At 71.0% G+C, this 25,018-nt stretch carries 25 protein-coding genes and 1 pseudogene; 14 read left to right on the top strand and 12 right to left on the bottom strand.

What is annotated here, in order from left to right:
• Positions 1-226: 226 nt before the first annotated feature.
• On the bottom strand, positions 227-556 hold the full coding sequence (locus tag ACQEWB_RS35290) for a hypothetical protein (RefSeq protein WP_432838322.1): 330 nt from the start codon (positions 554-556) through the stop codon (positions 227-229).
• Between the two features lie 659 nt (positions 557-1,215).
• Between ACQEWB_RS35290 and ACQEWB_RS35285 the strand changes: the two genes are divergently transcribed.
• From ACQEWB_RS35285 to ACQEWB_RS35240, 10 genes are all read left to right on the top strand, one after another.
• The gene (locus ACQEWB_RS35285) at positions 1,216-1,638 is read left to right on the top strand and encodes a phage tail protein (protein ID WP_432838320.1); all 423 of its coding nucleotides are present in this window, start codon (positions 1,216-1,218) and stop codon (positions 1,636-1,638) included.
• Positions 1,639-1,655: 17 nt separating this feature from the next.
• Positions 1,656-2,381 carry a peptidase M23 gene (locus ACQEWB_RS35280; protein WP_432838318.1) on the top strand — a complete coding sequence of 242 codons (726 nt, stop codon included), beginning with the start codon at positions 1,656-1,658 and terminating at the stop codon, positions 2,379-2,381.
• Positions 2,381-4,288, top strand: coding sequence for a VgrG-related protein (locus ACQEWB_RS35275; RefSeq protein ID WP_432838316.1), 1,908 nt, complete (start codon positions 2,381-2,383; stop codon positions 4,286-4,288). Before ACQEWB_RS35280 ends, ACQEWB_RS35275 begins: the two co-directional genes overlap by 1 nt.
• Before the next feature lie 31 nt (positions 4,289-4,319).
• Positions 4,320-4,763: a GPW/gp25 family protein gene (locus tag ACQEWB_RS35270; protein WP_432838314.1), complete on the top strand. Its 444-nt coding sequence runs from the start codon at positions 4,320-4,322 to the stop codon at positions 4,761-4,763.
• The gene (locus ACQEWB_RS35265) at positions 4,763-6,724 is read left to right on the top strand and encodes a putative baseplate assembly protein (RefSeq protein WP_432838312.1); all 1,962 of its coding nucleotides are present in this window, start codon (positions 4,763-4,765) and stop codon (positions 6,722-6,724) included. Before ACQEWB_RS35270 ends, ACQEWB_RS35265 begins: the two co-directional genes overlap by 1 nt.
• Positions 6,725-6,755: 31 nt before the next feature.
• A complete protein-coding gene (locus tag ACQEWB_RS35260; protein WP_432838310.1) occupies positions 6,756-7,322 on the top strand; it encodes a phage tail protein in 567 nt (188 codons plus the stop codon).
• A gap of 590 nt (positions 7,323-7,912) precedes the next feature.
• The gene (locus tag ACQEWB_RS35255) at positions 7,913-9,289 is read left to right on the top strand and encodes an NADase-type glycan-binding domain-containing protein (protein WP_432844183.1); all 1,377 of its coding nucleotides are present in this window, start codon (positions 7,913-7,915) and stop codon (positions 9,287-9,289) included.
• Between the two features lie 71 nt (positions 9,290-9,360).
• Positions 9,361-10,428 (top strand): NlpC/P60 family protein, encoded by a 1,068-nt coding sequence (locus ACQEWB_RS35250; RefSeq protein ID WP_432838308.1) that lies wholly within the window; start codon positions 9,361-9,363, stop codon positions 10,426-10,428.
• Positions 10,429-10,432: 4 nt separating this feature from the next.
• Positions 10,433-11,359 carry a hypothetical protein gene (locus tag ACQEWB_RS35245; protein WP_432838306.1) on the top strand — a complete coding sequence of 309 codons (927 nt, stop codon included), beginning with the start codon at positions 10,433-10,435 and terminating at the stop codon, positions 11,357-11,359.
• 252 nt (positions 11,360-11,611) lie between these two features.
• The gene (locus tag ACQEWB_RS35240) at positions 11,612-12,172 is read left to right on the top strand and encodes a YceI family protein (protein WP_432838304.1); all 561 of its coding nucleotides are present in this window, start codon (positions 11,612-11,614) and stop codon (positions 12,170-12,172) included.
• Positions 12,173-12,252: 80 nt separating this feature from the next.
• On the opposite strand, the gene ACQEWB_RS35235 is transcribed toward ACQEWB_RS35240, so the two are convergent.
• Positions 12,253-12,921 carry a Type 1 glutamine amidotransferase-like domain-containing protein gene (locus tag ACQEWB_RS35235; protein ID WP_432838302.1) on the bottom strand — a complete coding sequence of 223 codons (669 nt, stop codon included), beginning with the start codon at positions 12,919-12,921 and terminating at the stop codon, positions 12,253-12,255.
• A gap of 243 nt (positions 12,922-13,164) precedes the next feature.
• Here ACQEWB_RS35235 and ACQEWB_RS35230 point away from each other — a divergent pair.
• Positions 13,165-13,394 (top strand): annotated as a pseudogene (locus tag ACQEWB_RS35230) (hypothetical protein); the annotation flags it as partial.
• Between the two features lie 145 nt (positions 13,395-13,539).
• Positions 13,540-14,151 (top strand): molybdopterin cofactor-binding domain-containing protein, encoded by a 612-nt coding sequence (locus ACQEWB_RS35225; protein ID WP_432838300.1) that lies wholly within the window; start codon positions 13,540-13,542, stop codon positions 14,149-14,151.
• On the opposite strand, the gene ACQEWB_RS35220 is transcribed toward ACQEWB_RS35225, so the two are convergent.
• The 9 genes from ACQEWB_RS35220 to ACQEWB_RS35180 all read right to left on the bottom strand — a co-directional run bounded on the left by ACQEWB_RS35220 (position 14,037) and on the right by ACQEWB_RS35180 (position 22,130).
• Entirely contained in the window at positions 14,037-14,867 is an 831-nt protein-coding gene (locus ACQEWB_RS35220) for an LLM class F420-dependent oxidoreductase (protein ID WP_432838298.1), read from the bottom strand. The two genes, ACQEWB_RS35225 and ACQEWB_RS35220, sit on opposite strands and share 115 nt — an antisense overlap.
• On the bottom strand, positions 14,864-15,877 hold the full coding sequence (locus ACQEWB_RS35215; RefSeq protein WP_432838296.1) for a zinc-dependent alcohol dehydrogenase family protein: 1,014 nt from the start codon (positions 15,875-15,877) through the stop codon (positions 14,864-14,866). Before ACQEWB_RS35215 ends, ACQEWB_RS35220 begins: the two co-directional genes overlap by 4 nt.
• Positions 15,878-15,936: 59 nt before the next feature.
• Complete coding sequence (locus ACQEWB_RS35210) at positions 15,937-16,251, bottom strand: EthD family reductase (protein ID WP_432838294.1); 315 nt, start codon at positions 16,249-16,251, stop codon at positions 15,937-15,939.
• A 64-nt stretch (positions 16,252-16,315) separates the two neighbouring features.
• A complete protein-coding gene (locus ACQEWB_RS35205) occupies positions 16,316-16,990 on the bottom strand; it encodes an MBL fold metallo-hydrolase (RefSeq protein ID WP_432838292.1) in 675 nt (224 codons plus the stop codon).
• On the bottom strand, positions 16,987-17,994 hold the full coding sequence (locus ACQEWB_RS35200) for a zinc-dependent alcohol dehydrogenase family protein (RefSeq protein ID WP_432838290.1): 1,008 nt from the start codon (positions 17,992-17,994) through the stop codon (positions 16,987-16,989). Before ACQEWB_RS35200 ends, ACQEWB_RS35205 begins: the two co-directional genes overlap by 4 nt.
• A 125-nt stretch (positions 17,995-18,119) precedes the next feature.
• Positions 18,120-18,479, bottom strand: coding sequence for an ArsR/SmtB family transcription factor (locus ACQEWB_RS35195; RefSeq protein ID WP_432838288.1), 360 nt, complete (start codon positions 18,477-18,479; stop codon positions 18,120-18,122).
• A gap of 437 nt (positions 18,480-18,916) precedes the next feature.
• Positions 18,917-20,107: a polyamine ABC transporter substrate-binding protein gene (locus ACQEWB_RS35190; RefSeq protein ID WP_432838286.1), complete on the bottom strand. Its 1,191-nt coding sequence runs from the start codon at positions 20,105-20,107 to the stop codon at positions 18,917-18,919.
• A 98-nt stretch (positions 20,108-20,205) separates the two neighbouring features.
• A complete protein-coding gene (locus ACQEWB_RS35185) occupies positions 20,206-21,456 on the bottom strand; it encodes a sensor histidine kinase (RefSeq protein ID WP_432838284.1) in 1,251 nt (416 codons plus the stop codon).
• A gap of 17 nt (positions 21,457-21,473) precedes the next feature.
• Positions 21,474-22,130 (bottom strand): response regulator transcription factor, encoded by a 657-nt coding sequence (locus ACQEWB_RS35180; protein WP_432838282.1) that lies wholly within the window; start codon positions 22,128-22,130, stop codon positions 21,474-21,476.
• Between the two features lie 123 nt (positions 22,131-22,253).
• Between ACQEWB_RS35180 and ACQEWB_RS35175 the strand changes: the two genes are divergently transcribed.
• Complete coding sequence (locus ACQEWB_RS35175) at positions 22,254-22,793, top strand: hypothetical protein (protein ID WP_432838280.1); 540 nt, start codon at positions 22,254-22,256, stop codon at positions 22,791-22,793.
• A gap of 96 nt (positions 22,794-22,889) precedes the next feature.
• Here the strand turns inward: ACQEWB_RS35175 and ACQEWB_RS35170 are convergent, their stop codons facing one another.
• Positions 22,890-24,329, bottom strand: a complete 1,440-nt coding sequence (locus ACQEWB_RS35170; RefSeq protein WP_432838278.1) for a gamma-aminobutyraldehyde dehydrogenase — start codon at positions 24,327-24,329, stop codon at positions 22,890-22,892.
• A 186-nt stretch (positions 24,330-24,515) separates the two neighbouring features.
• On the opposite strand from ACQEWB_RS35170, the gene ACQEWB_RS35165 reads away from it, so the two are divergent.
• Positions 24,516-25,016, top strand: a complete 501-nt coding sequence (locus ACQEWB_RS35165) for an Lrp/AsnC family transcriptional regulator (RefSeq protein ID WP_432838276.1) — start codon at positions 24,516-24,518, stop codon at positions 25,014-25,016.
• The last annotated feature ends 2 nt before the right edge of the window (positions 25,017-25,018 follow it).

Here is a 25,018-nt window from a genome sequence, read left to right as displayed (position 1 = left end):
TCCGCACCTGCTCTCCCGGTCGCCCAGCGCCCTCAGTCCACTTCGGTCACCAACCACCCGGCCAACCAGCCCAGTTCGGCCACCACCGGCCCGGCCGGCCGGCGCACCTCAGCCACCCCTCCCACCGGCGCTCAGCCCGCCGCAGCCACCGCCACCCCCAACATCCAGCGCACGCAAGCGACTTCTCCCCCCACCTCCCCGAGCCGCTCCCCCATCGGCGCCCCCCTCACCTCACCCCCGCCGACGCCACCCCTCTCCTCGGCGCCCCCATCCCGACGGCCCCGCCCACACACTCGGCGCCCTCCACCGCCGTATCGCCAACGCAGCCGTCACCGCAGTCGCCGGCGCGCCTCCCCGTGGCATCGAGCACCCCGCCCAGCTCGACGCCTCCCGCGGTCCAGCGGAGCACCGCCGCCCCGATCGGCCCGTCCGCGGCCACCCACCTCGGCACCAGCACCGCGGCCGCCCCGTTCAACCCCACGGTCGCCGCCTTCACACCCACGGCGCCCCCGTTCGCCCCCGCGGCACCGAGCGCCCTCGGGGCCACGCCCTTCACGCCCGCGGCTCCGAGCACCTCCGCGGCGCCCCACTTCCCCTCGACTCCCGTTGCCGCCCCTCCGGTTCAGCGCAAGGCGGCCACGCCTCTGCGCCGCCCGGCCCCCCGCACCGCCGCCGCCCTCCCCGTGGCCTCCCTCACCCCACCCCCGCGCCCGGGATCGGCGGCGCCCCTCGCCACGGACTCCGCCCCGCCCCCGCCCGTCGTCCAGCGGCTCCTCGGCCGGAAGAAGGGCAGGACGAGCCTGACCAAGCCCGTGGCCAAGAGCGCCACCGGTGCCCTCGCGGCTGCCGCGGCGGCCACGGTGGCGACCTCGCTCACCGGTCACCACGCACCAGCCACCACGCATCGGGCCGACCCCCGCCCCCGTACACACCTCCTTCCGGGAGCCCGCCGCCGTACCAACCGCCGCCCTCCTACTCCGCCGCCACGGCCGAGCCGCCCGAGTACACGGCGGTTCCCGCGGGCGGCTTCGATCCGCGTGAGCTCACCGACTTCCAGCTCGACGAGCTCGTGCACCGGATCATCGGCCGTATCACCCGGCTGATCCGCACCGAACTCCGGCTGGACCGCGAGCGGATCGGCAGACTCCGCGACCCCCGCCACTGACCAGGACCGACAGCAGGACCGACAGAACGACAGAAAGGCCGGCCGCCGCGATGTCCACCAAGGACCCGGGCTCCACCATCTGGTTCACCCTCAGCATCGACGGCGAGAGCCTCGGCTACTTCAACGGTTGCGAGGGGCTGTCGTCGCAGGTGGAGGTCGAGCAGCGGCAGGAGGGCGGCAACAACGGCTTCGTCTGGCAGCTGCCCACCCGGGTCACCTTCTCCAACATCCGGCTGACCCGGCCGCTCACCCCGGACACCGCGAAGGTCGCCAAGTGGATCTCGTCGGTGCAGACCGGGGTCAAGCGGCCCACGGCCCAGATCGCCGCGCTGCGCGCGGACGGTTCGGAGGTCGCCCGCTGGGGCCTCATCGACGTGCTGCCGGTCAGCTGGACCGGACCCTCGCTCGACCCCGCCAGCCCGGCCGTGGCGACCGAGGTGCTGGAGATCGCCCACCACGGCTTCACGGACTGAGGGGAGGGACCACAGACATGGCCAAGGGAAGCAAGGGCGGCGCGGGCAAGAGCCTGGTCCGCGCCACGCTCGCGATTCACGAACCCCCCAAGGGCAAGAGCAGGCGGCCCGGCGGGATCATCAAGACGTTCGGCTTCGACTTCAACCCGGCGCAGCTCTCGGTGACCCGCCGCGCCCAGTGGAAGGTCACCCCCGCGCAGATCGAACGGACCGGCCCGCTCCCGGAGTTCATGGGCGCGGAGCCGCGCGAGATGAGCGTGGAGATCTTCCTCGACACCTCCGACGAGCCGACCAGCAACACCGTCCTGAAGAAGGTCGAGTCGCTGCTCGCCTGCTGCGAGGTGACGAGCGCGAGCGCGGGCACCAAGCAGCCGTCGCCGCCGTGGGTGGTCTTCCAGTGGGGGTCGTTCTCGACGGCCCGCTTCACGGCGTACGTCAGCTCGGTGGAGGCCAACTACACGCTGTTCTCCACGACCGGCGTACCGATCCGCGCCACCTGCCGGCTCCAGCTGCACGAGATCCCCAGCAAGACCGCGGGGCAGAACCCGACTTCCGGCGCGCTCACCGCGCAGCGCGTGCACCGGGTGGTGGCGGGCGACTCCCTCCAGTCGCTGGCCTTCCGGGAGTACGGCTCCGCCGCCGCCTGGCGTTCCATCGCCGAGGCCAACGACATCGACGACCCGACGCGGCTGCCGACCGGCATCGAGATCGTGCTGCCGGCCGCCGAGGAGGTGCGTGCCTGATGGTGCAGTCCGCCTACTCCACCATCGTCGACGTGAAGATCGGGGGCGCCAAGCTGCCTCCCGAGTACGCCCCCGACCTGGTGGACAGCTACGTCGACCAGGGCGTCGGCGTCCCGGCCGCGTTCCGGCTCACCTTCCGGGACCCGTACCGGCTGCTCCTCGGCCAGCTGAACATCACCTTCGGCACCAAGGTCGTCTTCTCTCCGGTCGCGGACGGGGAGGGGGCCGGCGATCCCCTGCTGACCGGTGAGGTCACGGGCCTCGAGGCCGACTACGACGGCACCGGTTCCTTCACCGTGATCCGCGGCTACGACATGGGGCACCGGCTGCTGCGGCAGCGCCGGGTGGCCGCGTACCGGAACCAGAGCGCCTCGGACATCGCCCGCAAGCTGGCCGGCCAGGACGGGGTGCCGATCGGGAAGATCGAGTCGACGAAGACCGTCTACGAGTTCATCAGTCAGTCCAACGTGACGGACTGGGACTTCCTCGCCCGGCTCGCCGACGAGAACGAGATGGTCATGTCCGTCGACGCCCAGGGCAAGTTCCAGTTCGTGAAGCCCAAGTCGGCCTCGGGGGCGCCCTCTCCGAACACCGACGGCGACAAGAGTCCGTTCGTCCTCCAGGCCGGGCACGACATCCTGCGGCTGCGGGCCGCGGTGACCGCCGCCGACCAGGTGAGCAAGGTCGAGTCCCGCGGCTGGGACGTGACGACCAAGAAGAAGCTCACCGCCACCTCGCCGGCGAGCTCCAACCCGGGCATCACCATCGGCACCACGCCGGGGGCGGCGGCCGGGAAGTTCAGCACGGCCAAGCTGGTCGAGACGGGCACGCCCTACGACAAGCAGAACGAGGTGAAGTTCGCCGCCGACGCCCTCGCCGACGACGTCACCGGCTCGTTCGCCGAGCTGGAGGTCGTCGCCCGCGGAAATCCCAAGCTGCGACCGGGAGTTCCGGTGGCGCTCGCGGACGTCGGCAAGCCCTTCGAGGGCAAGTACACCGTCACCTCCGTACGGCATGTCTTCGGCGACGGCAAGCACTACGAGTCGTGGGTGACGGTCAGCGGCCGGCAGTGGCGTTCGCTGTACGGACTGTCCTCGGGCGGCGCGGACACCTCGGCCCGGCTGCCGAGCGTGGCCAACGCGCTGGTCACCGACGTGAACGACCCGCTCAAGCAGGGGCGGGTCAAGCTGCAGTTCCCGTGGCTGGACGACACGTACGTCAGCGACTGGACGCGGACCGTGCAGCTGGGCGGTCTCGGCGGCGGCGGGATCTTCCCGCTGGACGTCAACGACGAGGTGCTGGTGGCGTTCGACCGGGGCGCACTGGACCATCCGTTCGTGATCGGCGGGCTCTACAACGGCCGCGACAAGCCGACCGTGGTGAGTGATGTCCCGCTGCACGACACCGTGCGCAAGAAGGCCAGCCGGCACACCGTCTCCGACCGGGACGGCAACCGCATGGACCTGCTCAGCCAGAAGACCGGCCTGCGTAAACAGGGTGTCCGGCTGATCTCCGGCGACAAGCAGCTGACCGTGTTCCTGGACCGGACGAAGACCGAGATCACCGTGGACAGCAAGGGCTCGGTCACGATCAAGGGCAGCCGGTCGGTGTCGGTGGAGGCCGGCACGGATCTCACGCTGAGCGCCCGGCGCGCGCTGACCATCAAGAGCGGCGGCCCGCTGAGCATCCAGGGCGGCGGTGTGGTCAACGTACGGGCCGCGGGCGAGATCGGCGTGAACGCGACGGGCGTGCTGAACCTGAGCGCGATGGGCGCCGCGAGCCTCACCGGCATGGGCACCGTACAGATCAACTCGGCCGTCAACACGATGATCAAGGCGCCGACCACCATGGTCGCGTCGCCCGTCTTCGGGGTCACCACCATCCCGGTGCCGATGGTGATCCCGTGAGCCGTTCCAGTAGAAGGCAGGTGGGCCGCTGATGGCCGAGCAGTTCGTCGGGTCCGGCTGGTCGTTCCCGTTGCGTATCGGGCCGACCGGCGGGATCGCGCTGGTCAGCGGGGAGCGGGAGGTCGAGGAGGCGATCCGCCTCGTCCTGTCGACGGCGCCGGGCGAGCGTCCGATGCGGCCCGACTTCGGCTGCGCGATCCACGACCTGGTGTTCGCGCCCGTCAACGAGCAGACCGCGGGCCGGATCCAGCACGAGGTGCTGGTCAGCCTGGACCGCTGGGAACCGCGCATCGAGGTCGAGGAGGTCGAGGTGACGGCCGGCGGCGACCAGAGCGTCCTGTTCATCGACGTGCGCTACTCGATCCGCGGCACCAACAACCCGCGCAGCCTCGTCTTCCCGTTCTACGTCATTCCGTCCCACGACGAGCCGGAAAGCCCCGGTGCGGCCGGTACGGCAACTGAAAGCGACCACTGATGGCCCTGCCCTCACCCAATCTCGACGACCGCCGCTTCCAGCAGTTCGTCGACGACGCCAAGCGCTACATCCAGCAGCGCGCCCCGGAGTGGACCGACCACAACGTCTCCGACCCCGGCGTCACCCTCGTCGAGACGGTGGCCCACATGGCCGACCAGATCGTCTACCGGCTCAACCGGGTGCCGGAGAAGAACCACTTGGCGTTCCTGGACCTGGTCGGGATCACCCTGTTCCCGCCGTCCGCCGCCCGCACGGACATGACGTTCTGGCTCTCGGCGCCCCAGGAGGAGTCGATCGCCGTGCCGGTGGGCACCGAGGTGGCCACCATGCGCACCGAGAGCGAGGAGGCGGTCGTCTTCGCCACCGAGCGCGAACTGACGGTCGTGCCCTGCGAGTTGGGCCATCTGCTGGTGCAGCACCGGGGCGAGCCGGCGGTCGACCGGACGCCCGACCTGACCGTGCACGACAAGGACCTGCTCTGCTTCTCGGAGTCCCCCGACCCCGGTGACTGCATGCTGCTGGGCCTGACCAACGCGATCCCGCACTGCGCGGTCGCGCTGGACCTGGACAGCCGGGTCGACGGTGTCGGCGTGGACCCGCGCCAGCCCCCGCTGGTGTGGGAGGCGTGGACCGCCGACGGCTGGCAGACCTGCGAGGTCGACCGGGACGGCACCGGTGGTCTCAACCGCCCCGGCGAGGTGGTCCTGCACATCCCCGGCGGGCACGTGCTGTCCCGCAACGCCGGCCAGGAGGCGGGCTGGATCCGCTGCCGGGTCACCGAACCCCACCCCGGCCAGCCCTTCTACACCACCTCGCCGACCATCCGCGCCGCCGAGGCCTTCACCATCGGCGGCACCACCGCCGCCGTACACGCCGAGACGGTGCACGACGAGGCGCTGGGCGAGTCCACCGGGCTGCCGGGACAGCGGCTGCGCCTCGCGCACGCGCCCGTGGTCGGCGACGACCCGCCGGTGCTGCTGCAGACCGCCGAGCACGAGGGCTGGACGGACTGGCAGGTCGTCCCGCACTTCGCGGCCTCGGGACCGTACGACCGGCACGTCACCGTCGACGCCACGAGCGGCGAGATCGCCTTCGGTCCCGCGGTGCGCGAGGCGGACGGCACCCTGCGCCAGTACGGCATGGTCGCGCCGAAGGGCTCCCCGATCCGCGCCCGCCGCTACCGCACCGGCGGCGGGCGGGCCGGAAACGTGGCCCGTGGCGCGGTGCAGATCCTGCGCACCTCCATCCCGTACGTCTCCGAGGTCGTCAACCGCGAGGCCGCGCGCGGCGGGGTGGACGGGGAGACGGTGGAGGAGGCGAAGGTGCGCGCCCCGATCACGCTGCGCGCCCAGGAGCGCGCGGTGACACTCCGGGACTACGAGGAGCTGGCCCGCCGGGCGGCCCCCGAGACCGCCCGTATCACCTGTCTGGAGGGCGAGGAGGGCGAGCACGGGGCGTACGCGGTACGGGTGTTGGTGGTGCCGCAGGCGGTTGCGGACCCGGGCGGCAGGCTCCGCTTCGAGCAACTCGTGCCCGGGGACGCCCTGTTGGACCGCATCACCCGCCATCTCGACGAACGCCGCCTGATCGGCACGAGGTTGGCGGTCGGGCCGCCGTACTACCAGGGTGTGACGGTGGTGGCCACGGTGCACGCCTTCCGCGGGACCGACACCGACCGTGTCCGCCGCGAGGCCCATGACGCGCTCTACCGCCATCTCGACCCGCTGACCGGCGGGGCGAACGGCACGGGCTGGCCGTTCGGGCGTCCCGTCCAGTCCGGCGAGGTCTTCGCGGTGCTTCAGCGGGTCCCCGGCGTGGAGCTGGTCGACCAGGTGGTCCTGCACACCGCCGACCCGCTGACCGGCAAGCGCGGCGAGGCGACGGACCGCATCGACCTGTCGGCGCCGTCGCTGGTGTTCTCCTTCGACCACCGGGTCCGAGTGATCGGAGACGGCGCGTGAGGACCGCGAACCGCCTTGCGGAGGTGGCCGGATGAGAGGCTCCATCGACGGCCTCGGCTCCTCCGCGCCGATCGGCGCGATGCTGCCGGCCGTGTTCGCCGACGACGACCTGGCCCAGCGTTTCGTCGGCGGGCTGGACGACGTGGTCGCGCCGATCCACGGCGTCCTCGACTGCCTGGACACGTATTTCCGCCCGTCGCTCGCGCCACTGGACTTCGTCCAGTGGCTGGGCAGTTGGGTGGGTGCGGAGACGGACGGCACCGAACCGGAACCGCTGCTGCGGGCCGCCGTCGCCGCCGCCGCGTATCTGCACCGCATCCGAGGCACCCGGCGTGGGCTCTCGGAGGCGATCAGGCTCACCTTCGGCGTCGAACCGGAGATCGCCGAGAGCGGGGCCGCGGACTGGAGCGCCCGCCCGCTCGGCCCGGTCCCCGGCGAGGCCCGTCCCCGGCTCCACGTACACCTCCGGCTGCCCGCCCCCACCGCGGCGGACCACCACCGTCTCGACACCCTCGTCGCGGCCGCCCGCCCGGCCCACATGCCCTACACGGTCCAGGTGACCGCAGCGACCTCCGCCGAAAGGACCCCGTCTCCATGACGACCTCCCAGAACTGCGCCGAATGCGGCACCCGCGCGGAACCGGGCCAGTCGTTCTGCGACGGCTGCGGAGCCGTACTCAGCTGGACGGACCGAGCCTCCGCCCAGGCCCAGTCCGCCTCCCGCGGGACCGGAGGCAGCGCCGACGGCCCGGCGGCGAGCGACGGCTCGAACGGCTCCGGCAGTGGAAGCACCGGGTCGGCCGGCTACGGCAGCGGCACCGGCTCGGGGACGAGCGCCGACCCGGACGGCTCCGGCAGGGGCAGCACCGGGGCGACCGGCTACGGCAGCGGCAACGCCGGGGCGACCGGCAGCGGGAGCACCGGAGCAGCCGGCCACGGCAGCGGCTCGGACGGCTACGGCAGCAGCAGCGCTGGAGCGGCCAGCAGCGGCGGCAGCACCGGAGCGGCCAGCTATGGCCACGGCAGCGGCAACGCGGCGGCGACCAGCTTCGGCAGCGGGAGTACCGGAGCAGCCGGCCACGGCAGCGGCAGCGGCGACCCCGGGACGGCCGGCTCCGGAACGGTCGGCTCTGGTTCAGCCGGCTCCAACTCGGGCGACCCCAGCGGCGGTTACCGCGCCGGTCCGAGCCTGTCCGACTTCGACGAGCCCGCCGGTCCCGCGAGCGGCGGCTCCCGGCCGGCTTCCTTCGCCGCGTCCCCGGCCGGTCCGGCGGCCTCCAGCGGAGCCGCGGACCCGGCCCCGGCGGCCGCCCCCTCCGGCGGTTCGGCGGACCCCGCCCCCGGCTGGAACGCGTTCGCCGGTTCGGACGGCGCCGCGGGACTCTCCCGTACCCCCCGCGACCTGCTGAACGCCCGTACGGCGACCGCGGAGCCCGACGCCCACGCGTCCGACGCCGCCACCGCCCCGAACGAGCCCGGTCACCCCCAGTCGGCCCGGCCCCACGCCTCCGTCCCGCCCAACTTCCCTTCTCCGTCTTCCCCTTCGCACCAGGCTCCCTCCCCGATGGATGACGACACCGCCCCCACCGAACCCGTCCCGGCGGTGGCGGCGACCAGCCCGCTGCCCACGGCCTCCCCGGCGCCCGGCACCCCCTCCGACCCCGACGGCATGACCGACCGCGCCCGGCAGCTGCTCGTACCGGTCGCCGATCCGGAACCGCGGCCCACGGCGAGCCCCTCCGTCGCGCCGGTGCTGCCCGGCCGCCCGGCCCCCCAGCGCCCGCAGACCGTACGGGCCCCGGGTGAGGAGCTCGGGGCCCACGGCGGGACACCGTGCCCCTGGTGCTCCACCCTCAACCGGCCCGACCGGCACTTCTGCGCCCGGTGCGCGATGCCCATGGCCCGCGAGGCCCAGGCGGCCGGCCCGCTGCCCTGGTGGCGGCGGCTCTTCGCGGGCAACCGGGAGACCCCGTGGGCCGGCGACCGCCCCCGGCTGCGCCGCACCTTCGACCGCGTCCTGACCTGGCTGGGTGCCGCGGTCGTACTGACCCTGCTGACCGTGCTGGCCTTCAACATCCCCAAGGGCGTGCAGGCCACCAAGGACCACTTCGCCAAGCGCGCCTCGGTGGACCCGGACACCTGGAGCGCGTCCCGTTCCTACCAGGGCCACAAACCCGATCTGCTCGGCGACAAGATCAACAACACCTGGTGGGGTCCGGGTGTGGCGGGGACGGGCGAGGGCCAGTGGATCCAGGCCAAGTTCGACGAGCCGACCCGGCTGCTGGACCTGATCATCACGCCGGGCGTCTCCGTCCAGGCCGACCAGATCCAGGAGTCGGCCCGCCCGCACCGCCTGAAAGCGACGATCACCCTGTCCAACGGCAAGACCACCTCCCGGGACATCACCCTCGACCCGGGCGCCGGCGGCCAGCGCATCCCCTTCCGCGTCGGCACGGTCAGCGCGGTCCGCTTCACGATCGAGTCGGCCACCAGCACCTCCTCGAAGAAGCAGGTGTCCATCGCCGAGATCGAGTTCTTCGGCCCGTCGAACGCCAACTCCTCCTGAACGGACACCAGTCGAGGTCGGCCCTCCCTCGGCCGGCCACCTCGTTGACACGACCTCTGAAAAGGGAGCTGATGAACGCGTCGACCGGCGTCGCACGGTTACGGAGCCGGGCCACCACGGCGGCCCTCGTCCTCGCGATCGCCCTGATATCCGGGCCGAGTTACGCGGCCCCGAGCGATCCCGACCCCCAGACCGGCAAGTCGATCGAGGACATCCGCACCGAACTCGACGGCCTCTACCGCCAGGCGGAGGTCGCCACCGAGGCGTACAACACCGCGGACGTGAAGGCGACCGAGCAGGAGAAACGGCTGGCGTCGCTCCGTAAGGGCCTGGCCCGCTCCGAGAGCCGGATGGACGATCTCCACGACCTCGCGGGCGCGGCGGCCCGGACGCAGTACCGCGGGGGCAATCTCGACGCCACCGGCATTCAGCTGCTGCTCGGCGACCACCCCGACCAGGCCCTGAACGAGGCGGCCCAGGCCCGCCAGGCCCTGCGGAGCCTGGTCGACGTCTCCGCGGAACAGGAGAACACCCGCGCGGAGCTGAGCCGGCAGACCGACAGCGCCGCGAAGGAGCTGCGGGAGCTGAAGAGCACCCGCGCCGCCAAGGCCGCGGCGAAGCAGAAGATCGAGGGGAGGATCGCCGAGGCCGAGCAGATCGAGGCGGGGCTCCAGAAGGCCCAGACCCGTCAGCTGGCCGAGCTGGACCGGCAGGCGGACAAGGCGGCCCGGGCCAAGTGGACGTCCGACACGGGCGGCACCACCTCGACCGGCTCCGGCACGAAGGTGAGCGGCGCGGCCGGGAAGGCCGTCGACTTCGCGATGGCACAGATCGGCAAGCCGTACGTGTGGGGTGCCGTGGGCCCCTCGTCGTACGACTGCTCGGGACTCACCTCCGCGGCGTGGGCGGCGGCCGGGCACCCCATACCCCGTACCTCGCAGGCGCAGTGGCAGGGGCTGACCCGGGTCGGTCTGTCGTCCGCGCGGCCCGGCGACCTGATCATCTACTACGACGCCACCCACGTCGGCATGTACATAGGCGGCGGGCAGATCGTGCACGCCCCGCGGCCCGGACGCACGGTCACGACCGCGCCGGCCGCCTCCATGCCCATCCTCGGCGTCGTGCGACCCGGAGTCTGAGCCGATGACCAACTCCCTGACACCCCGAGACAAGGGCAACCTGCCCGTGCTGAGCGCACCGCCGCTGGTCCGGCTCGACGCCTATGTGGCGGAGGACGGGTCCACGGTGGTCAACGGCCATCTGCTGGAGATGGGCGGCAGACGGCCGCCGAACGAGGCGATCCTCGACGCCGTCGCCATGTTCGCCCGCACCGTGGGAAGTCCGGTGGCGGCCACCGTCATCGACCGCATGGCGCAGCAGGTGGCCCGGCTGCGGGTGTACCCGGACGGTTCGAGCCGGACCATCGCCGAGGAGGACGACCTGCCGCCCGGGATCGAGCGCACCACCGCGGAGGAGGCGGCGTTCCCTCCGCTCGCCCGCGTCCAGCGCATCGTCCAGCACGCACAGCGCGAGGAACTGCACGCCGCGTTCGTCCTCGCCAGCGCCCTGCGGGAGCACCTCACGCTGCGCCGGGGAGCGGAGGACGAACTGTCGCTGGAGGCACGGGCGATCGAGGCGTACCTCGCGTACCAGCGCGACGACTACATGGTCTCCACCGTGCTGGCGCTGACCGTCGCCCGGATCCGCTGCCGCACCGACCTGAACCGGGCGGCGCCCGAGGTGGCCCGCGCCACCGCGGCGTGGGAGCGGCTGCTGGACGAGGGCCAGGTGGCCACCCGCGGACAGGAACTCCTTCGCATGTGGGAACGGCTGTCCGAGGAGGGCCTCCTCCTGGAACCGTCCCACCAGGCCATGGCCCGGGCCGTCCGCGCCCGCCTCGACCAGAGCGGCCGATCCCTGCCCCCGGCCGCGACACCGGCCCTGCCGGCGGGCCAGGACCGGGAACCCCTCGCCCCGGAGGACAAGCCCCTCAAGCCCACCCGCCGAGGCCTGCGCCGCTTCACCCGCCGGCCCGGCCGCCCGACCGAGTCGGCGCCCAATCCGTCGTAGCCGTCGACCGGCCACCGCCCTTCCGTGAAGGGCCCGTACAGGCGAGCGGCGTGGAAACAAATCGTGCCGACCGTGTGTGCGGGTCTTGAAGGTGTCTTGCGGCGCTTCTTGTCATGACGTAGTTACGTGAATCATGAACCTGTTCACCCGTGCTGCGTCCCTGCGCCGCCCGGCTCCCCCCACCGCCCCCGCCCCACGATCCCCGCCCAGCCCCAACACCGCCCCGGACAGCAGCAGTTCACACCGACCGGAGTGCTCGATCCGGCCCTCTCGGCACTGACCGGGGAGTGGGTCGTCGACCCGGCGCACAGCCGGATCGGCTTCTCCGTCCGGCACGCCCTGGTGACGACGGTGCGCGGCGCGTTCACGGAGTTCGAGAGCCGCCTCTACTTCGACGGCCACGACCCCTCGCGCTCACGCGCCGAGATCGTCCTGAACACCGGGTCCGTCGACACCGGCGTGGAACAGCGCGACGCCCACCTGGTGGGCCGCGACTTCCTGGACGCCCGCAGCTATCCGCAGATGCGCTTCGCCAGTACGGCCGTACGTCTCGCGGGCAACGACGTCTACCGCATGACCGGCGACCTCACCATCAAGAACGTCACGCGCCCCGTCGACCTGGAGCTCACCTACATCGGCCATGTCACCGACGCGTTCGGGGACGAGCGGGTCGGCTTCGACGGCACGACCACCATCAACCGCTCGGAATGGGGCCTGAGTTACAACCAGCGCCTGGCCGAGGGCGGCGCGATGGTGAGCGAGAAGGTCCGCCTCCAGTTCGACATCGCCGCCATCCGCACGACCCGGACGTGACACGAGAAAACGTTCGCGACCTGCGCTGATGGTTGGCACTTTGGTACAGCGCAGGTCAGGAGCGTTTCGCCGCAGTCGAGTCACGGATGGAACCGCCACCGGCCTTCGGATACGACGTCCAGCTTGTCGTCCCTGACGCGAACGGCCGTCTCGTCGTCGATGAAGTAGATCGGGAAGTCCGCCCGCGCGACGATGCGATCGGCCCAGGCGTCGTCCCGCTCGGGGAAGTCCGGCGAGTACAGGTGGGGCTTGAGATACCAGTCGAAGAGGCCGAACGGCGGCTCCACGGTCGTCGCGCCGAGCACCTGGAGGTCCGCGGTGTCCCCGATGACGTCGGCGGAGTGTCCGGTGAGATGACGGCTGAAGATCATTGATCCGGCGCTGACCCCCACATAGACCCGGTTCTCCAGCGCCTCCAGGAAGCCGTCGGCCAGACCGTTGCCGGTGATGCTGCGCGCGAGGTGGTAGTGGTTGTCGCCCTCGACGTAGACGACGTCGGCGTGGAGCAGCCGGTCGAGCACCAGCTGCCGGGGCAGGCCGTTCAGCTCCAGGACGTCGAACTCCCGCCAGCCGAGGCCATGCAGCCGGTTCAGGTCCGCGACGAACCAGCCGTGGTCCCCGGGCTCGGCGACCGACGCCGTGGGAACGTACACGACGTTCGCCGATCCGAACGGCTTCCCCAGCATGTCCCGCAGCGCATCCCGCAAGGTCTCGTTGCGCAGGCCGCTCGCCGTCAGCAGAAGGTTCATCGGGCGAGCCAAGCACGCCTGAGAGACACGCGCAACGAACCCGGGACCAGGCACACCGCACCCCGGGAAACGACCTGTGACCAGGATGCCTAGTTGGCGGTGGGCGACGTTCGTGACCTGCAATGATGCCAAGTAGATCCAGCCAATGGCCGTACGAGATCAGATAGACGATCACGGGATGGTGTGAGCCACGTGTCTGCATCGGTGGATGTCGCGCAGGTCAGCTGAAGGTCGTGCGATGGTCTGTCAGTTGCCTGGTCCAGGGTCGCCCGCACGGCTGACCTCTCCTTTCTGACCGCCGTCCGCGAGTCGTACGACGCGGTCGTCGCCGATTACGTCGAACGCGTCCCGCCACCAGCCGAACTGGACCCGCTGTCGCGGGGGCGATGCCGGCGGGGTTTGCCGAACTCGTGCGGACGGGCGGCCCGGGGCCGGTCGCGGACCTGGGGTGCGGCCCCGGCCGCTTGACGGCGACTCCGCGCTGCCCGCCGTACTGGCACCGTCGGGGAGAGCCCCTCGACGATCCTCGCGCAGGCAGGTCTGCCGTCCGCCGGGGCCGCCGTCGGCTCGGACAGCAGGGTCGGAAAGCTGGCCGGCAAGACCAAGTTCATCACCAAGATGATCCGGGACGGGCGCTGGTCCCGGGCCGCCCGCGGAGCGCACTTCTGTGAGGTACACGCTGACGCCGACACCGGAGAGGTCCCTGTCGCGCGCATGGTGGGAGCCTTCGACGTCGGCCGGGTCATCAACCCCAAGACGGCCGCCAGTCAGTTGCACGGCGCCGTCGTGATGGGCGTCGGCATGGCCCTGTCGGGACAGGTCCTCGTCGACCCGCGCGACGGCACGACGATGAGCGCGGGCCTCGACTCCTACTACGTGCCCGTCCACGTCGGCATCCCGCAGATCGACGTCACCTGGGTCGGCGAACCCGACCCCACCATGCCGCTCGGCCTGATGGGTCTGGGCGAGGTCGGCACGGCAGGCGTCGCCGCGGCGGTCGCCAACGCGGTCTTCCACGCGACCGGGAGGCGGATCCGGGATCGTCCCATCACCCTGGACAAGCTCATCGAAGCCTGGCCCGTTTCGGCGGCCGGCGCGGACTCGCCCCGCAGCGGTCAACGCAGGCGGCCGCCGAGGTGGAGCGCGATCCGGTCGACGGTGCGGGTCATGTGCGCGGTGTCCTGGGGGCGCACCCAGAACAGGACGCGGTCGACTCCGGCGGCGGCGTAGGCGTCGACGTCGTCGAGTTCGCCGCCGAAGAGGGTGACGGGGATAGGCTGGTCGCCGCCGGGTTTGCGGGCGGTCTTCTTGAACTCGGCGATGTGGTCGAGGACCCCGGGCCGCAGCATGGGGATCCATTCGTCGCCGTACGCGATGACGCGCCGCGCGACGTTCGGGCCGTTGCCGGCCACCAGGATCGGCGGGTGCGGCTTCTGCACGGGCTTGGGCCAGGAGGTGATGCGGTCGAAGTCGACGAAGTCGCCGTGGTAGGAGGCGATGTCGTGGGTCCAGATCTGCCGCATCGCCTCGACGCGTTCGCGCATGACGCGCCAGCGGTCGTCGGGGTCGGTGCCGTGGTTGCGCATCTCCTGGTTGATCCAGCCGGGTCCGACGCCGAAGTTCATACGGCCGCCGGACAGCACGTCGACGGAGGCGACCTCCTTCGCGGTGACGATCGGGTCCCGCTCGGTGACGAGCAGCACGGCGGTGCCGATCTGGAGGGTGGTGGTGGCCTGGGCGATCGCGCCGAGGGCGACGAAGGCGTCCATGCCGTTCTTGAACTCCGGTGCCAGGTTCATGACGTCGTAGCGTTCGGGTGTGACGGCCGGGATGTGGGTGTGGTCGGGCATGAACAGCGACTCGAAGCCGCGGTCCTCCAGCAGGGCGCCGAAGTCGCCGGGCGGTATGGCGTCCTGGGTGGGGAACATGATGAAGCCGAATTTCACGACGCCGCTCCGTCCTCGGCCGCAACGGTGACGACGATCTTGCCGACCTGACCCCCGGCCTCCAGGTAGCGATGGGCGTCCGCGATGTCCGACAGCGGGAACGTACGGTCGATGACAGGCGTCAGCTCGCCCTTGGCGAGGCCGTCCCGGACGAACTCGACGGCGGCGGCGCGCCGTTCGTCGTCCGTGGTGATCTCGAAGAGTTCGAAGCCGCGGATGGTGATGTGCTTGAAGAGCACCGCGCCCACGTCGAGCGGCGCGGAGGCGCGGTCCAGGAGGCCGTAGACGACGATGACGGCCTCGTGGGCGGCCGCCGCGACCAGGTCCGCCAGGGCCGGACCGCCGACCGGGTCGAAGATCACCCGGGCGCCCTCGCCTGCGGTCAGCTGGTGTACCCGGGCGACGACGTCCTCCTCGGCGGTGGCGACGACCGCGTCGGCGCCGGCGTCCAGGAGCTGCTGCCGCTTGGCGGCAGTGCGGGTCAGGGCGATGGCGCGGGCGCCTGCTCTGTGCGCGACCTGGATGGCGGCCAGGCCCACGCTGCTGGAGGCGGCGGGGATCAGGACGGTGTCCCCGGCGCGCACGCCCGCGAGGTCGACCAGGCCGCCGTAGGCGGTGACGAACTTCATCCACACCGAGGCCGCTTCCTCGAAGGACAGGTGCTCGGGGTGGGCAACGACGGCGTGGGCGGGGGCGAGGACCACCTCGCCATGCACGGGGTAGTCGGTCATGGCGAACGACGGCACCACGCTGACGGCGTCGCCCACGCGGAAGCCGGTGACCCCGGCGCCGACGGTCTCGACGATGCCTGCGGCCTCGTAGCCGACGCCCGAGGGGAAGACCGGGTCGATGCCGTACTCGCCCCGCCGGAACATCGACTCGGCCCGGTTCAGCCCCAACGCCCGGGTGCGGATGAGGACTTCACCCGGACCGGGTGCCGGGTCGGGCAGCTCCTCCAGGCGCAGGACTTCGGGCCCACCGGTCTCGTGGAAACGGACGGCTCGGCTCATGGTGTGACGACTCCTTGAAGCTGTGGGAAGGGGCGGGCTCGGGTCGCAGAGGTGGCGGATCAGCCGACCAGGACCTCGCTGATCATCATCAGCGGCTCCAAGTCGGTGAAGTTGCGGATGTCGGCGCGGATGGCAGCCGCGTGCGGCGCGTACGCCTCCTGCATCGCCTCGACCGATTCGAAGTACAGGTGGCCGCTCACGATGAACGGTGGCGGAGTGTCGGGGGCGCCGCCGGCCAGCCCCTTCTCCGCGGCAAGACTCCGCAGGGCGGGGCTGAGGGACTCCCTCACGAACGGCAGGTGCTTGTCGGTGTAGTAGCCGAAGTCGAAGCGGGCGCCTTCGGCGTACGGGTACAGCACGGAAGCCTTGATCATGGGGATCTCTCTGTCGGCCCGCGAGCGCGGACGGGGTTGGGGTGCGTGGGCGACGGAGTCGGTCTCAGATGTCGGCCGACTCGCCGGTGGCCAGCTTGGTATAGGCCAGACCGGGTACAAGGCGGTCGAAGAAGCCTCCGACGATGCCGCGGCCCGCGTCGTTGAGGAGGCCGTCGTGCGTGTTGAATGCGCGGGTCGCGCCGACCGCTCGGGCGTAGTCGAAGATCTGCGTCGAGTTGGCCCACGGGGCGTGGGAAAGCAGGAGCAGGGTGCCGATCTTCCGCTCGGGGAGGGTGAACGCGTCGCCGGGGTAGAAGAGTTCGCCGTCCACCACGAAGCCGATGTTGTGGACGGACGGGAGCTCGGGGTGGATGGGGGCGTGCCACTCGCCGTGCACCTCGACGTCGAAGCCGGCCGCGGTGAAGGTGTCGCCGTGCGTGACGGTGTGTACTCGACCCGCGCCGAGTCCCTCCAGTCGCCCGGCCACATCGGGGTTGGTCCAGATGCGTAGAGCCGGGTTGTTCTCGGCGGCGGTGCGCAGTCGTTCCTCGTCGAAGTGGTCGAAGTGCTCGTGGGTGACCAGCACGGCGTCCGCCCCGTCCAGGGCTTCCGGTTCGCTGAGCGTGCCGGGGTCGATGACCAGTGTGCGGCCGTCCTTCTCCACACGGACGGCGGCGTGGCCGAACTTCGTCAGGCGCATGCCCGCAGCCGCGCTGGCGATCGAGTCGGACCCGGTCACGACGCCGTGTCCTGGTGCGCGACGGTGACGACGATCTTGCCGACCTGACCGTTCGCCGCCATGTAGCGGTGGGCCTCGGCGATGTCGCTGAGGTCGAAGGTGCGGTCCACGACCGGGACGAAGGAGCCCGAGGCCAGGCCGACGTTGACGAACGCGACCGCGCGGCGCAGGCGTTCGGGGTTCGTGGTGATCTCGAAGAGGGTGTACGTGCTGCTGGTCAGCGCCGGGTAGGAGTGTGCGTTGGGTAGCGGGGTGGGGCGCGGGTCGAGGGCGCCGTAGACCACGAGAAATCCGCCGGGGGCGATGCCCTGGGCGAGCGTCTCGACGCCGGGGCCGGCGATCGGGTCGAAGGCCAGGCGGACGCCTTCGCCGCCGGTGATTTCCTTGATGCGGGCGGGGAGGTCTTCCTCGTTGGTGACGACGACGTGGGCCGCGCCGGCGTCCAGAAGGCGCTGCTTCTTGTCGGCACCCCGGGTGGTGGCGATCGGGATCGCGCCGATGTGGCGGGCGATCTGGATGGCGGCAAGTCCGACGCTGCTGGAGGCCGCCGTGATCAGGACGTGGTCACCGGGCCGGACGTTGCCGCTCTCGGCGAGGGGGCCGTAGGCGGTGACATAGGCCATCCATACGGCCGCTGCCAGCACAGGGTCGACGTTCGGGGGGCGCGGTACGACGGCCGAGGCCGGGAGGACGACGTGATCGCCGTAGGTGCCGTACTCGGTCTGCAGGAACGACGGCACGACCGCGACCGGGTCACCCACGCCGAACCCGTCGACGCCCTCACCGACCGCCTCGACGACGCCCGCGGCCTCGTAGCCGAGCGTGGAGGGGAAGACGGGCTCGTAGAAGTAACCGCCCTCGCGGTACATGATCTCGGCCCGGTTCAGACCGATCGCGTCGACCCGGATCCGCACCTCACCCGCACCCGGGGTGCCCGCCTCCACATCGCGGAGAGTCAGCACCTCTGGCCCGCCGAGCCGGTCGAACTGAACGATTCTTGCCATGGCGCATCCGTCCTGGGAGCAGGGGTGGGGAAGCACACCGGGCCAGCCCGGCGCGCACGTTCACCTTGCCCCAAGGTTTGATGGCCGTCAAATTTTGAGCACCATCGAAGTATGCGAAGACGGCCTCAGGCTGCGCCCGCCGCGCCCGCCCCGGCCTCCGCCGCGCAGGCGGCCACCACCGACGACAACAGCCCGGGGAACCGCTCCTCCATCTCGTCCGAGCGCAGTGTGTTCAGCTTCGTCGTCCCCCGGTAGTACTGCCGGATCACGCCGGCCTCACGCAGCACGTTGAAGTGGTGGGTGAGCGTCGACAGCGACACCGGCGCCTCGAAGGTGCCGCAGCCCTTGTCCTCGTCCGCCTCGGCCAGCTGGGACACCACCATCCGCCGCACGGGATCCACCAGCGCCTCGAGGACCTGCTGCAGCGAGACATCCGACAGCTCGGGGTGCTCCACGGTCCGGACAGCGGTGCGGGGGCGGGCCACAGTGACTCCTCGAGACGGCATCGATGCGCTCAGGCCATAGTACGACCGCCATCGAAGCCTGGTCGGGCCTGCAAGATCCCTCTCACCGCTTGGCGCCGGTGACGGCAAGGTGACGAAGCGGTGCGGTGCGATCACCTTCACCGAGGCTCTGACTGCGGTCGAGGAGTACCTGGAGATGCCACACGACATGGCTCCGGATCGAGGTATCAGCCGTTGCGGGCCCCTACGCGGCCCCCGTGGCCACGGCGCGAGCGGAAGCCGGTGCGCAGACGAGTGTCGCCCGGGACCAGCCACCGATCACCACCAATCGAACGCCGCCCGAGCCGCGTGCATCGAGATGATGCGCCGTCACCTGTAAGAACGCCCGTGATCCTGGTGTCAACTGCCCCTCTTTTGTGCCAACTAAAAATCCTCGTCACACAACCGCTCCCGTCCCCTCACAACCCCACGATCTTGTTCCACCGCTTGGCGAACTCGACGCGTTCCGTCGAGGTGATGTCGCGGGCGATGGCGAGCCGCTTGCGCATCGCCGCGTCCGGGAAGATCAGGGGGTTCTCGGCGAGGGCCGCGGTGTCCTTGTCCTTCGAGGCGGCGAGGATCTCCTGGGCCGCCGGGACGGGACAGACGTAGTTCACCCAGGCGGCCAGGTCGGCGGCCACCTCGGGCTCGTAGTAGTAGTCGACGAGCCGCTCGGCGTTGCTCTTGTGCAGGGCGCGGTCCGGGATCATCAGCGAGTCGGACCACAGCTCCGCGCCCTCCTCGGGGACGACGAAGCGGATGTCCGGATTGTCGGCCTGGAGCTGGATGACGTCGCCCGAGTACGCCTGACACGCCAGGACGTCACCGCTGACCAGGTCCTTGGTGTAGTCGTTGCCGGTGAAGCGACGGATCTGCCCGTTGTCCACGTACTTCTCGACCTGGTCGCAGACCTTGTCGAAGTCGGCGGCCTTCCACTTCGTGATGTCGACGCCGTTGCCCTGCATCAGCAGCGCGAACGCCTCGTCGAGGCCGGACAGCAGGGTGACCCGCCCCTTGAGGTCGCTCGCCCACAGCTCGGAGACGTGCCGGATCTCGCGGCCCAGCTTCTTGCGGTTGTACGCGATGCCGGTGATGCCCGACTGCCACGGCACCGTGTACCTGCGGCCCGGGTCGAAGGCGGGCGAACGCAGCTGCGGGTCAAGGTACTTGGCCACGTTCGGCTGCTGCGCCCGGTCCATCTTCTGGACCCACCCCAGCCGCACGAACCGGGCGCACATCCAGTCGCTCATCACGATGAGGTCCCGGCCGGTCTGCTGGTGGTTCATCAGCGCGGGGCTGATCTTGCCGAAGAACTCGTCGTTGTCGTTGATCTCCTCGGTGTACTTGACGGAGATCCCCGTGCGCTTCTCGAAGGCCTCGAGAGTGGGCCGGCTGTTCGGGTTGTCGTCGTCCGTGTCGATGTACAGCGGCCAGTTCGCCCAGGTCAGCCGCTTGTCGCTGGCCGACATGTCCGCGACGGCCCGCTGGCCGGGCTTCACGTACGCGGCAGGCACCCCGCAGCCGGCCAGACCGCCGAGCACGGCTCCCCCGCCCAGCGCGCGCAGCAGGGACCGTCGGGAGAACGAGGGAGACTTCGAAGTCAGGGGCATTGACGCAGCATGCCGCCCCCAGCTGTGGACGGACAATCGACGCTGCGTCGAGCGGATCGCCGGGTGCAGCGGACACCTTGTCGATCGGTATCGCCAGGTCAAGGCAATGGGGCAGGGTTACGGGCCTCGGGGCGCCCGCTCTCGGGCGGCGCGGGCGTCTTGGCGGGTGCCGGCACCGGCGGCGTCCCGCCGGGCGCCGGCACCTGAGTCACCCGCGTGCACCGCGGCAGCCCGACCTCCACGACCAGCCCGCCCGCGGCCCGCGTCCGGGCCCGCACCTGCCCGCCGTGCGCGGCGACGACGGCCGCGACGATCGACATCCCGAGCCCCAGCCCGTCCCGCTTCCTCACCCGGTCAGGACCGAGCCGACGGAACGGCTGGAAGAGCCCGGCCGCCTGGTCCGCAGGGATCACCGGCCCGCTGTTCTCGATCCGCAGCCCGGGGCATCCCGCCGCGTCCACGCCGGTCCACACGCTGACCCAACCCTCCGCTCCGTCCGGGAGGTTGTGCCGTACGGCGTTGTCGGTGAGGTTCGCCACGAGCCGCTCGACGAGCTGGGGATCGCCGAGTACGGGCGCGGGATCGAGCCGAGCCTCGACCCGGACGCCGTCCGCCTCGGGCAGCCGCTCCCGCACGACCTCGGCCAGGTCCACGAACTCCCGCCGCTCCAGCCCCCGTTGACTGCGTGCCAGCGCGAGCAGCGCGTCGATCAGCCGCTCCTGCTCCTGCCCGGCCGCCCGTACCCGGCCCAGCGCGGCCCGCAGGGCTTCCACCGAGGCGTCGGGGTCGGCGAGGGTCACCTCGACGACGGCCTGCTGGAGCGTGAGCGGGGTGCGCAGCTCGTGCGAGGCGTTGGCGACGAACCGCTGCTGTGCCTCGAACGCCCCCTCCAGCCGGGCGAGTACGTCGTCGAAGGTGTCCGCCATCGCCTTCAACTCGTCCTGCGGTCCGGCCACCGCGAGCCGCTCATGCAGGTTGTCGGCGGAGATCCGGCGGGCGGACGCCGTCATCGTGCGCAGCGGGGCCAGTACGCGCCCGGCCATCAGCCAGCCGAGCGCCACCGACAGCACGATCATCACGGCGAACGCGATCCCCGACCCGACGAGCAGCTCCCGCAGTTGATCCGCCCGGACGGTCTCGGCGACGGCGGCGACCGACGGCGGGTCGAGGGTGCCGGGCACCGAGGAGGTGTCGTCCGGCGAGGGCATCCTGGTGCCCGAGAGGGCCCGGCCGCCCGACCCCGCCCCGTTCGCGGCGAGGAAGTACGTGAACACCAGCAGCAGCCCGCCGGCCACCACGAACAGCACGCAGTAGATCAAGGTGAGCCGCCACCGGATACTGCGCGGCACCAGCCTCACGAAACCGTTCATAGGATCCGATACCCCGCCCGGTCCACCGTCTCGATCACCTGCGGCTCCCCCAGCTTCCGCCGCAGCCTGCTGACCGTCACCTTCACGGTCTGGCTGAAGGGGTCGGCCGCCTCGTCCCAGGCCCGTTCGAGCAGCTCCTCGGGGGACACCACCCGCCCCTGCGCGGCCAGCAGAAGCTCCAGTACGGCGAACTCCTTGGGAGAGAGCGGGAGTCGGCATCCGGCGCGGCTCGCCGACCGCCGCGCCGGATCGAGCCGCAGCTCCCCACGCACCAGCACCGGCGGCAGCGCGGGCTGCGCGCGCCGCGCCAACGCCCGGATACGGGCCACGAGTTCGGCGAAGGCGAACGGCTTGGGCAGATAGTCGTCCGCGCCGAGCCCGAGCCCCGCGACCCGGTCGGCCACCGTCCCGGACGCCGTCAGCATCAGCACCCGCGCCCGGCTGCCACCCGCGGCAAGCGTCCGGCACACCTGGTCGCCGTGCACCCCGGGCAGATCGCGGTCGAGTACGACGACGTCGTAGCCGTTGAGCTCCGCGCGTTCCAGCGCGGTCGGACCGTCGAAGGCGAGGTCGACCGCCATCCCCTCCCGGCGCAGCCCCCCGGCCACGGTCTCGGCGAGCTCCTCATGGTCCTCGACCACCAGCACACGCATGCGGTCAGTGTGGCGGGGCCCGGGTTACAGCGCGATAAGAGCGGCCGTTCCCGTGCCGTAACCGCCCCGACGGTTGGCTGGGTCCGTCAGCACGACACCCGCTCAGACAACGGAGGAAAACCCATGCGTGTTCCGGCAAAACGGCCGCGGCTCCTCGCCGTCGGCATCGCCGTCCTGACGGCCGCCGCACTCGGCACGGTCAGCGCGTCGGCCGTGCAGTCGTCCGACGCACCCGGCACCCGGTCGGCCGGCGGTCACGCCGCCAGGGGCAAGGGCGGCTCGGCGCTCGTCTTCGGCTACCGGCCGACCGCCGCCGCCCCCGCCGACGTCAACGGCGTGAACGACGACTTCGCCGCCTGCATGTCCAGGCACGGCGCGACGTCGGTGCCCGTCTTCCACGCCACCAAGGACGCGAACGGGAAGACGACGCTGGAGATCAGCAGGTCGGGACCCGTCAAGGGACTCGAGCTGTCCCCGAAGAAGTTCCAGAAGGCCCTCAAGTCCTGCGCGCCGATCCTGAAGGAGGTCGGCATCAGCGTGTCGACGAACACCAGCGACCTGCCACCGCTGCCGAACCCGAACACCCACGGCAAGCCCGGCAGGTCGGGCCACACCAAGGACGACGGACAGCCGGGTCTGACGACCAGTCTCAAGGAGGCCTAACGGAAACGCCGCCAGGGGCGCGGGACCGTGTCGATTTGCGGCTCCGCCGCGTGCGCGCGACCAGCCCCCACGCCCCTGCAGACGACGTACAACCAACTAGGCGTCCAAAGACGTCATCACGTGCTTGATCCGCGTGTAGTCCTCGAACCCGTACCCCGACAGATCCTTGCCGTACCCGGACTTCTTGAAGCCACCGTGCGGCATCTCCGCGACCAGCGGAATGTGCGTGTTGATCCACACACAGCCGAAGTCGAGCTTCTTGGACATCCGCATGGCACGCCCGTGGTCCTTGGTCCACACCGAGGACGCCAGCGCGTAGTCCACGCCGTTGGCCCACTCGACCGCCTGGTCCTCGTCCGTGAAGGACTGGACGGTGATGACGGGACCGAAGACCTCGTTCTGGATGATCTCGTCGTCCTGCTTCAGTCCGGAGACGACGGTCGGCGCGTAGAAGTACCCCTTGTCACCGACCCGCTGACCGCCCGCCTCGACCTTGGCGTGCGCGGGCAGCCGCTCGATGAACCCGGAGACCTGCTTGAGCTGGTTCGGGTTGTTGAGCGGGCCGAAGAGCACGTCCTCGTCGTCCGGCTGACCGGTCTTGGTCTCCGCGGCGGCCTTCGCGAGCGCTGCCACGAACTCGTCGTGGATGCCCTCCTGCACCAGCACACGAGTCGCCGCCGTACAGTCCTGCCCGGCGTTGAAGAAGCCCGCCACCGAGATGTCCTCGACGGCCTTGGCGATGTCCGTGTCCTCGAAGACCACGACCGGCGCCTTGCCGCCGAGCTCCAGGTGGACCCGCTTGAGGTCCTTGGACGCGGACTCGGCGACCGACATGCCGGCCCGCACGGAGCCGGTGATGGAGGCCATCGCCGGCGTCTGGTGCTCGACCATCAGACGGCCGGTGTCACGGTCGCCGGTGACGACGTTGAAGACACCCTTGGGCAGGATCGAACCGATGATGTCGGCGATCAGCACGGTCGACGCGGGGGTCGTGTCGGACGGCTTCAACACCACCGTGTTGCCCGCCGCGATGGCCGGCGCGAACTTCCACACGGCCATCATCATCGGGTAGTTCCAGGGCGCGACCTGCGCGCAGACGCCGACCGGCTCACGGCGGATGATCGACGTCATCCCGTCCATGTACTCGCCGGCCGAGCGCCCCTCCAGCATCCGGGCCGCGCCCGCGAAGAAGCGGATCTGGTCGACCATCGGCGGGATCTCCTCGGACCGCGTGAGCCCGATTGGCTTGCCGGTGTTCTCCACCTCGGCCGCGATGAGCTCCTCGGCCCGCTCCTCGAACGCGTCCGCGATCTTGAGGAGGGCCTTCTGGCGCTCGGCCGGGGTCGCGTCCCGCCAGGCCGGGAAGGCCGCGGCGGCGGCCGCCATCGCGGCGTCCACGTCCGCCGCTCCGGACAGCGGCGCGGTCGCGTACGCCTCGCCCGTCGCGGGGTTGACCACCTCGGTGGTCCGTCCGTCGGCGGCGTCCCGGAACTCACCGTCGATGTAGTTGCGCAGACGACGCAGCTCGGTGCTCACTGCCGGCCTCCTGTGTCAGGTCGAACTGTCCATTGGCTGAGACACCCACCCTAATCCGCGCGCCCACGTTTTCAACACCCCCAGTCGCATCAAGACTGCGAAATCCGCAGGTCTCCGTCACGTAAACAACGAATTTCATCGGTCCGCCCTTGCGGAACCGTCGAGACGTCGTGCACAGTGAGGGGCGTGGCCAGTCGAAGCGCAGCGCAGAGGGACTCCCGCGAGTCCAGGAACGGCACTCCCCATCTGGATGCCGTCTCCCTCGCCATCATCGAACAGCTCCAGGAGGACGGCAGGCGTCCGTACGCCGCCATCGGCAAGGCCGTCGGCCTGTCCGAGGCGGCCGTGCGCCAGCGCGTCCAGAAGCTGCTCGACCAGGGCGTGATGCAGATCGTCGCCGTCACGGACCCGCTCACCGTGGGCTTCCGCAGGCAGGCGATGGTCGGCGTCAACGTCGAGGGCGATGTCGAGTCCATAGCCGAGGCGCTGACTGACATGTCGGAAGTCGAGTACGTGGTGATGACCGCGGGCTCGTTCGACATCCTCGCGGAGATCGTCTGCGAGGACGACGACCACCTGCTGGACGTCATCAACAAACGCATCCGGGCGCTGCCCGGCGTGCGCTCCACCGAAAGCTTCGTCTACTTGAAGCTGAAGAAGCAGACCTACATGTGGGGAACCCGATAACC

It is taken from the genome of Streptomyces sp. CA-249302, from assembly GCF_050936785.1.
In the GTDB taxonomy this organism is placed as follows: Bacteria; Actinomycetota; Actinomycetes; order Streptomycetales; family Streptomycetaceae; genus Streptomyces.
Note: the sequence above shows the minus strand (reverse complement) of the source record. Positions and strands in the feature narration are given on the sequence as shown.

Bases quoted from the DNA above. Each gene is read 5' to 3' on its own strand.
- ACQEWB_RS35180 (WP_432838282.1), bottom strand. From the start codon at position 22,130: ATGCGTGTGCTGGTGGTCGAGGACCATGAGGAGCTCGCCGAGACCGTG.
- ACQEWB_RS35225 (WP_432838300.1), top strand. From the start codon at position 13,540: ATGATCCGGGACGGGCGCTGGTCCCGGGCCGCCCGCGGAGCGCACTTC.
- ACQEWB_RS35275 (WP_432838316.1), top strand. From the start codon at position 2,381: ATGGTGCAGTCCGCCTACTCCACCATCGTCGACGTGAAGATCGGGGGC.
- ACQEWB_RS35285 (WP_432838320.1), top strand. From the start codon at position 1,216: ATGTCCACCAAGGACCCGGGCTCCACCATCTGGTTCACCCTCAGCATC.
- ACQEWB_RS35190 (WP_432838286.1), bottom strand. From the start codon at position 20,107: ATGCCCCTGACTTCGAAGTCTCCCTCGTTCTCCCGACGGTCCCTGCTG.
- ACQEWB_RS35260 (WP_432838310.1), top strand. From the start codon at position 6,756: ATGAGAGGCTCCATCGACGGCCTCGGCTCCTCCGCGCCGATCGGCGCG.
- ACQEWB_RS35235 (WP_432838302.1), bottom strand. From the start codon at position 12,921: ATGAACCTTCTGCTGACGGCGAGCGGCCTGCGCAACGAGACCTTGCGG.
- ACQEWB_RS35270 (WP_432838314.1), top strand. From the start codon at position 4,320: ATGGCCGAGCAGTTCGTCGGGTCCGGCTGGTCGTTCCCGTTGCGTATC.
- ACQEWB_RS35245 (WP_432838306.1), top strand. From the start codon at position 10,433: ATGACCAACTCCCTGACACCCCGAGACAAGGGCAACCTGCCCGTGCTG.
- ACQEWB_RS35280 (WP_432838318.1), top strand. From the start codon at position 1,656: ATGGCCAAGGGAAGCAAGGGCGGCGCGGGCAAGAGCCTGGTCCGCGCC.
- ACQEWB_RS35250 (WP_432838308.1), top strand. From the start codon at position 9,361: ATGAACGCGTCGACCGGCGTCGCACGGTTACGGAGCCGGGCCACCACG.
- ACQEWB_RS35210 (WP_432838294.1), bottom strand. From the start codon at position 16,251: ATGATCAAGGCTTCCGTGCTGTACCCGTACGCCGAAGGCGCCCGCTTC.
- ACQEWB_RS35175 (WP_432838280.1), top strand. From the start codon at position 22,254: ATGCGTGTTCCGGCAAAACGGCCGCGGCTCCTCGCCGTCGGCATCGCC.
- ACQEWB_RS35265 (WP_432838312.1), top strand. From the start codon at position 4,763: ATGGCCCTGCCCTCACCCAATCTCGACGACCGCCGCTTCCAGCAGTTC.
- ACQEWB_RS35215 (WP_432838296.1), bottom strand. From the start codon at position 15,877: ATGAGCCGAGCCGTCCGTTTCCACGAGACCGGTGGGCCCGAAGTCCTG.
- ACQEWB_RS35200 (WP_432838290.1), bottom strand. From the start codon at position 17,994: ATGGCAAGAATCGTTCAGTTCGACCGGCTCGGCGGGCCAGAGGTGCTG.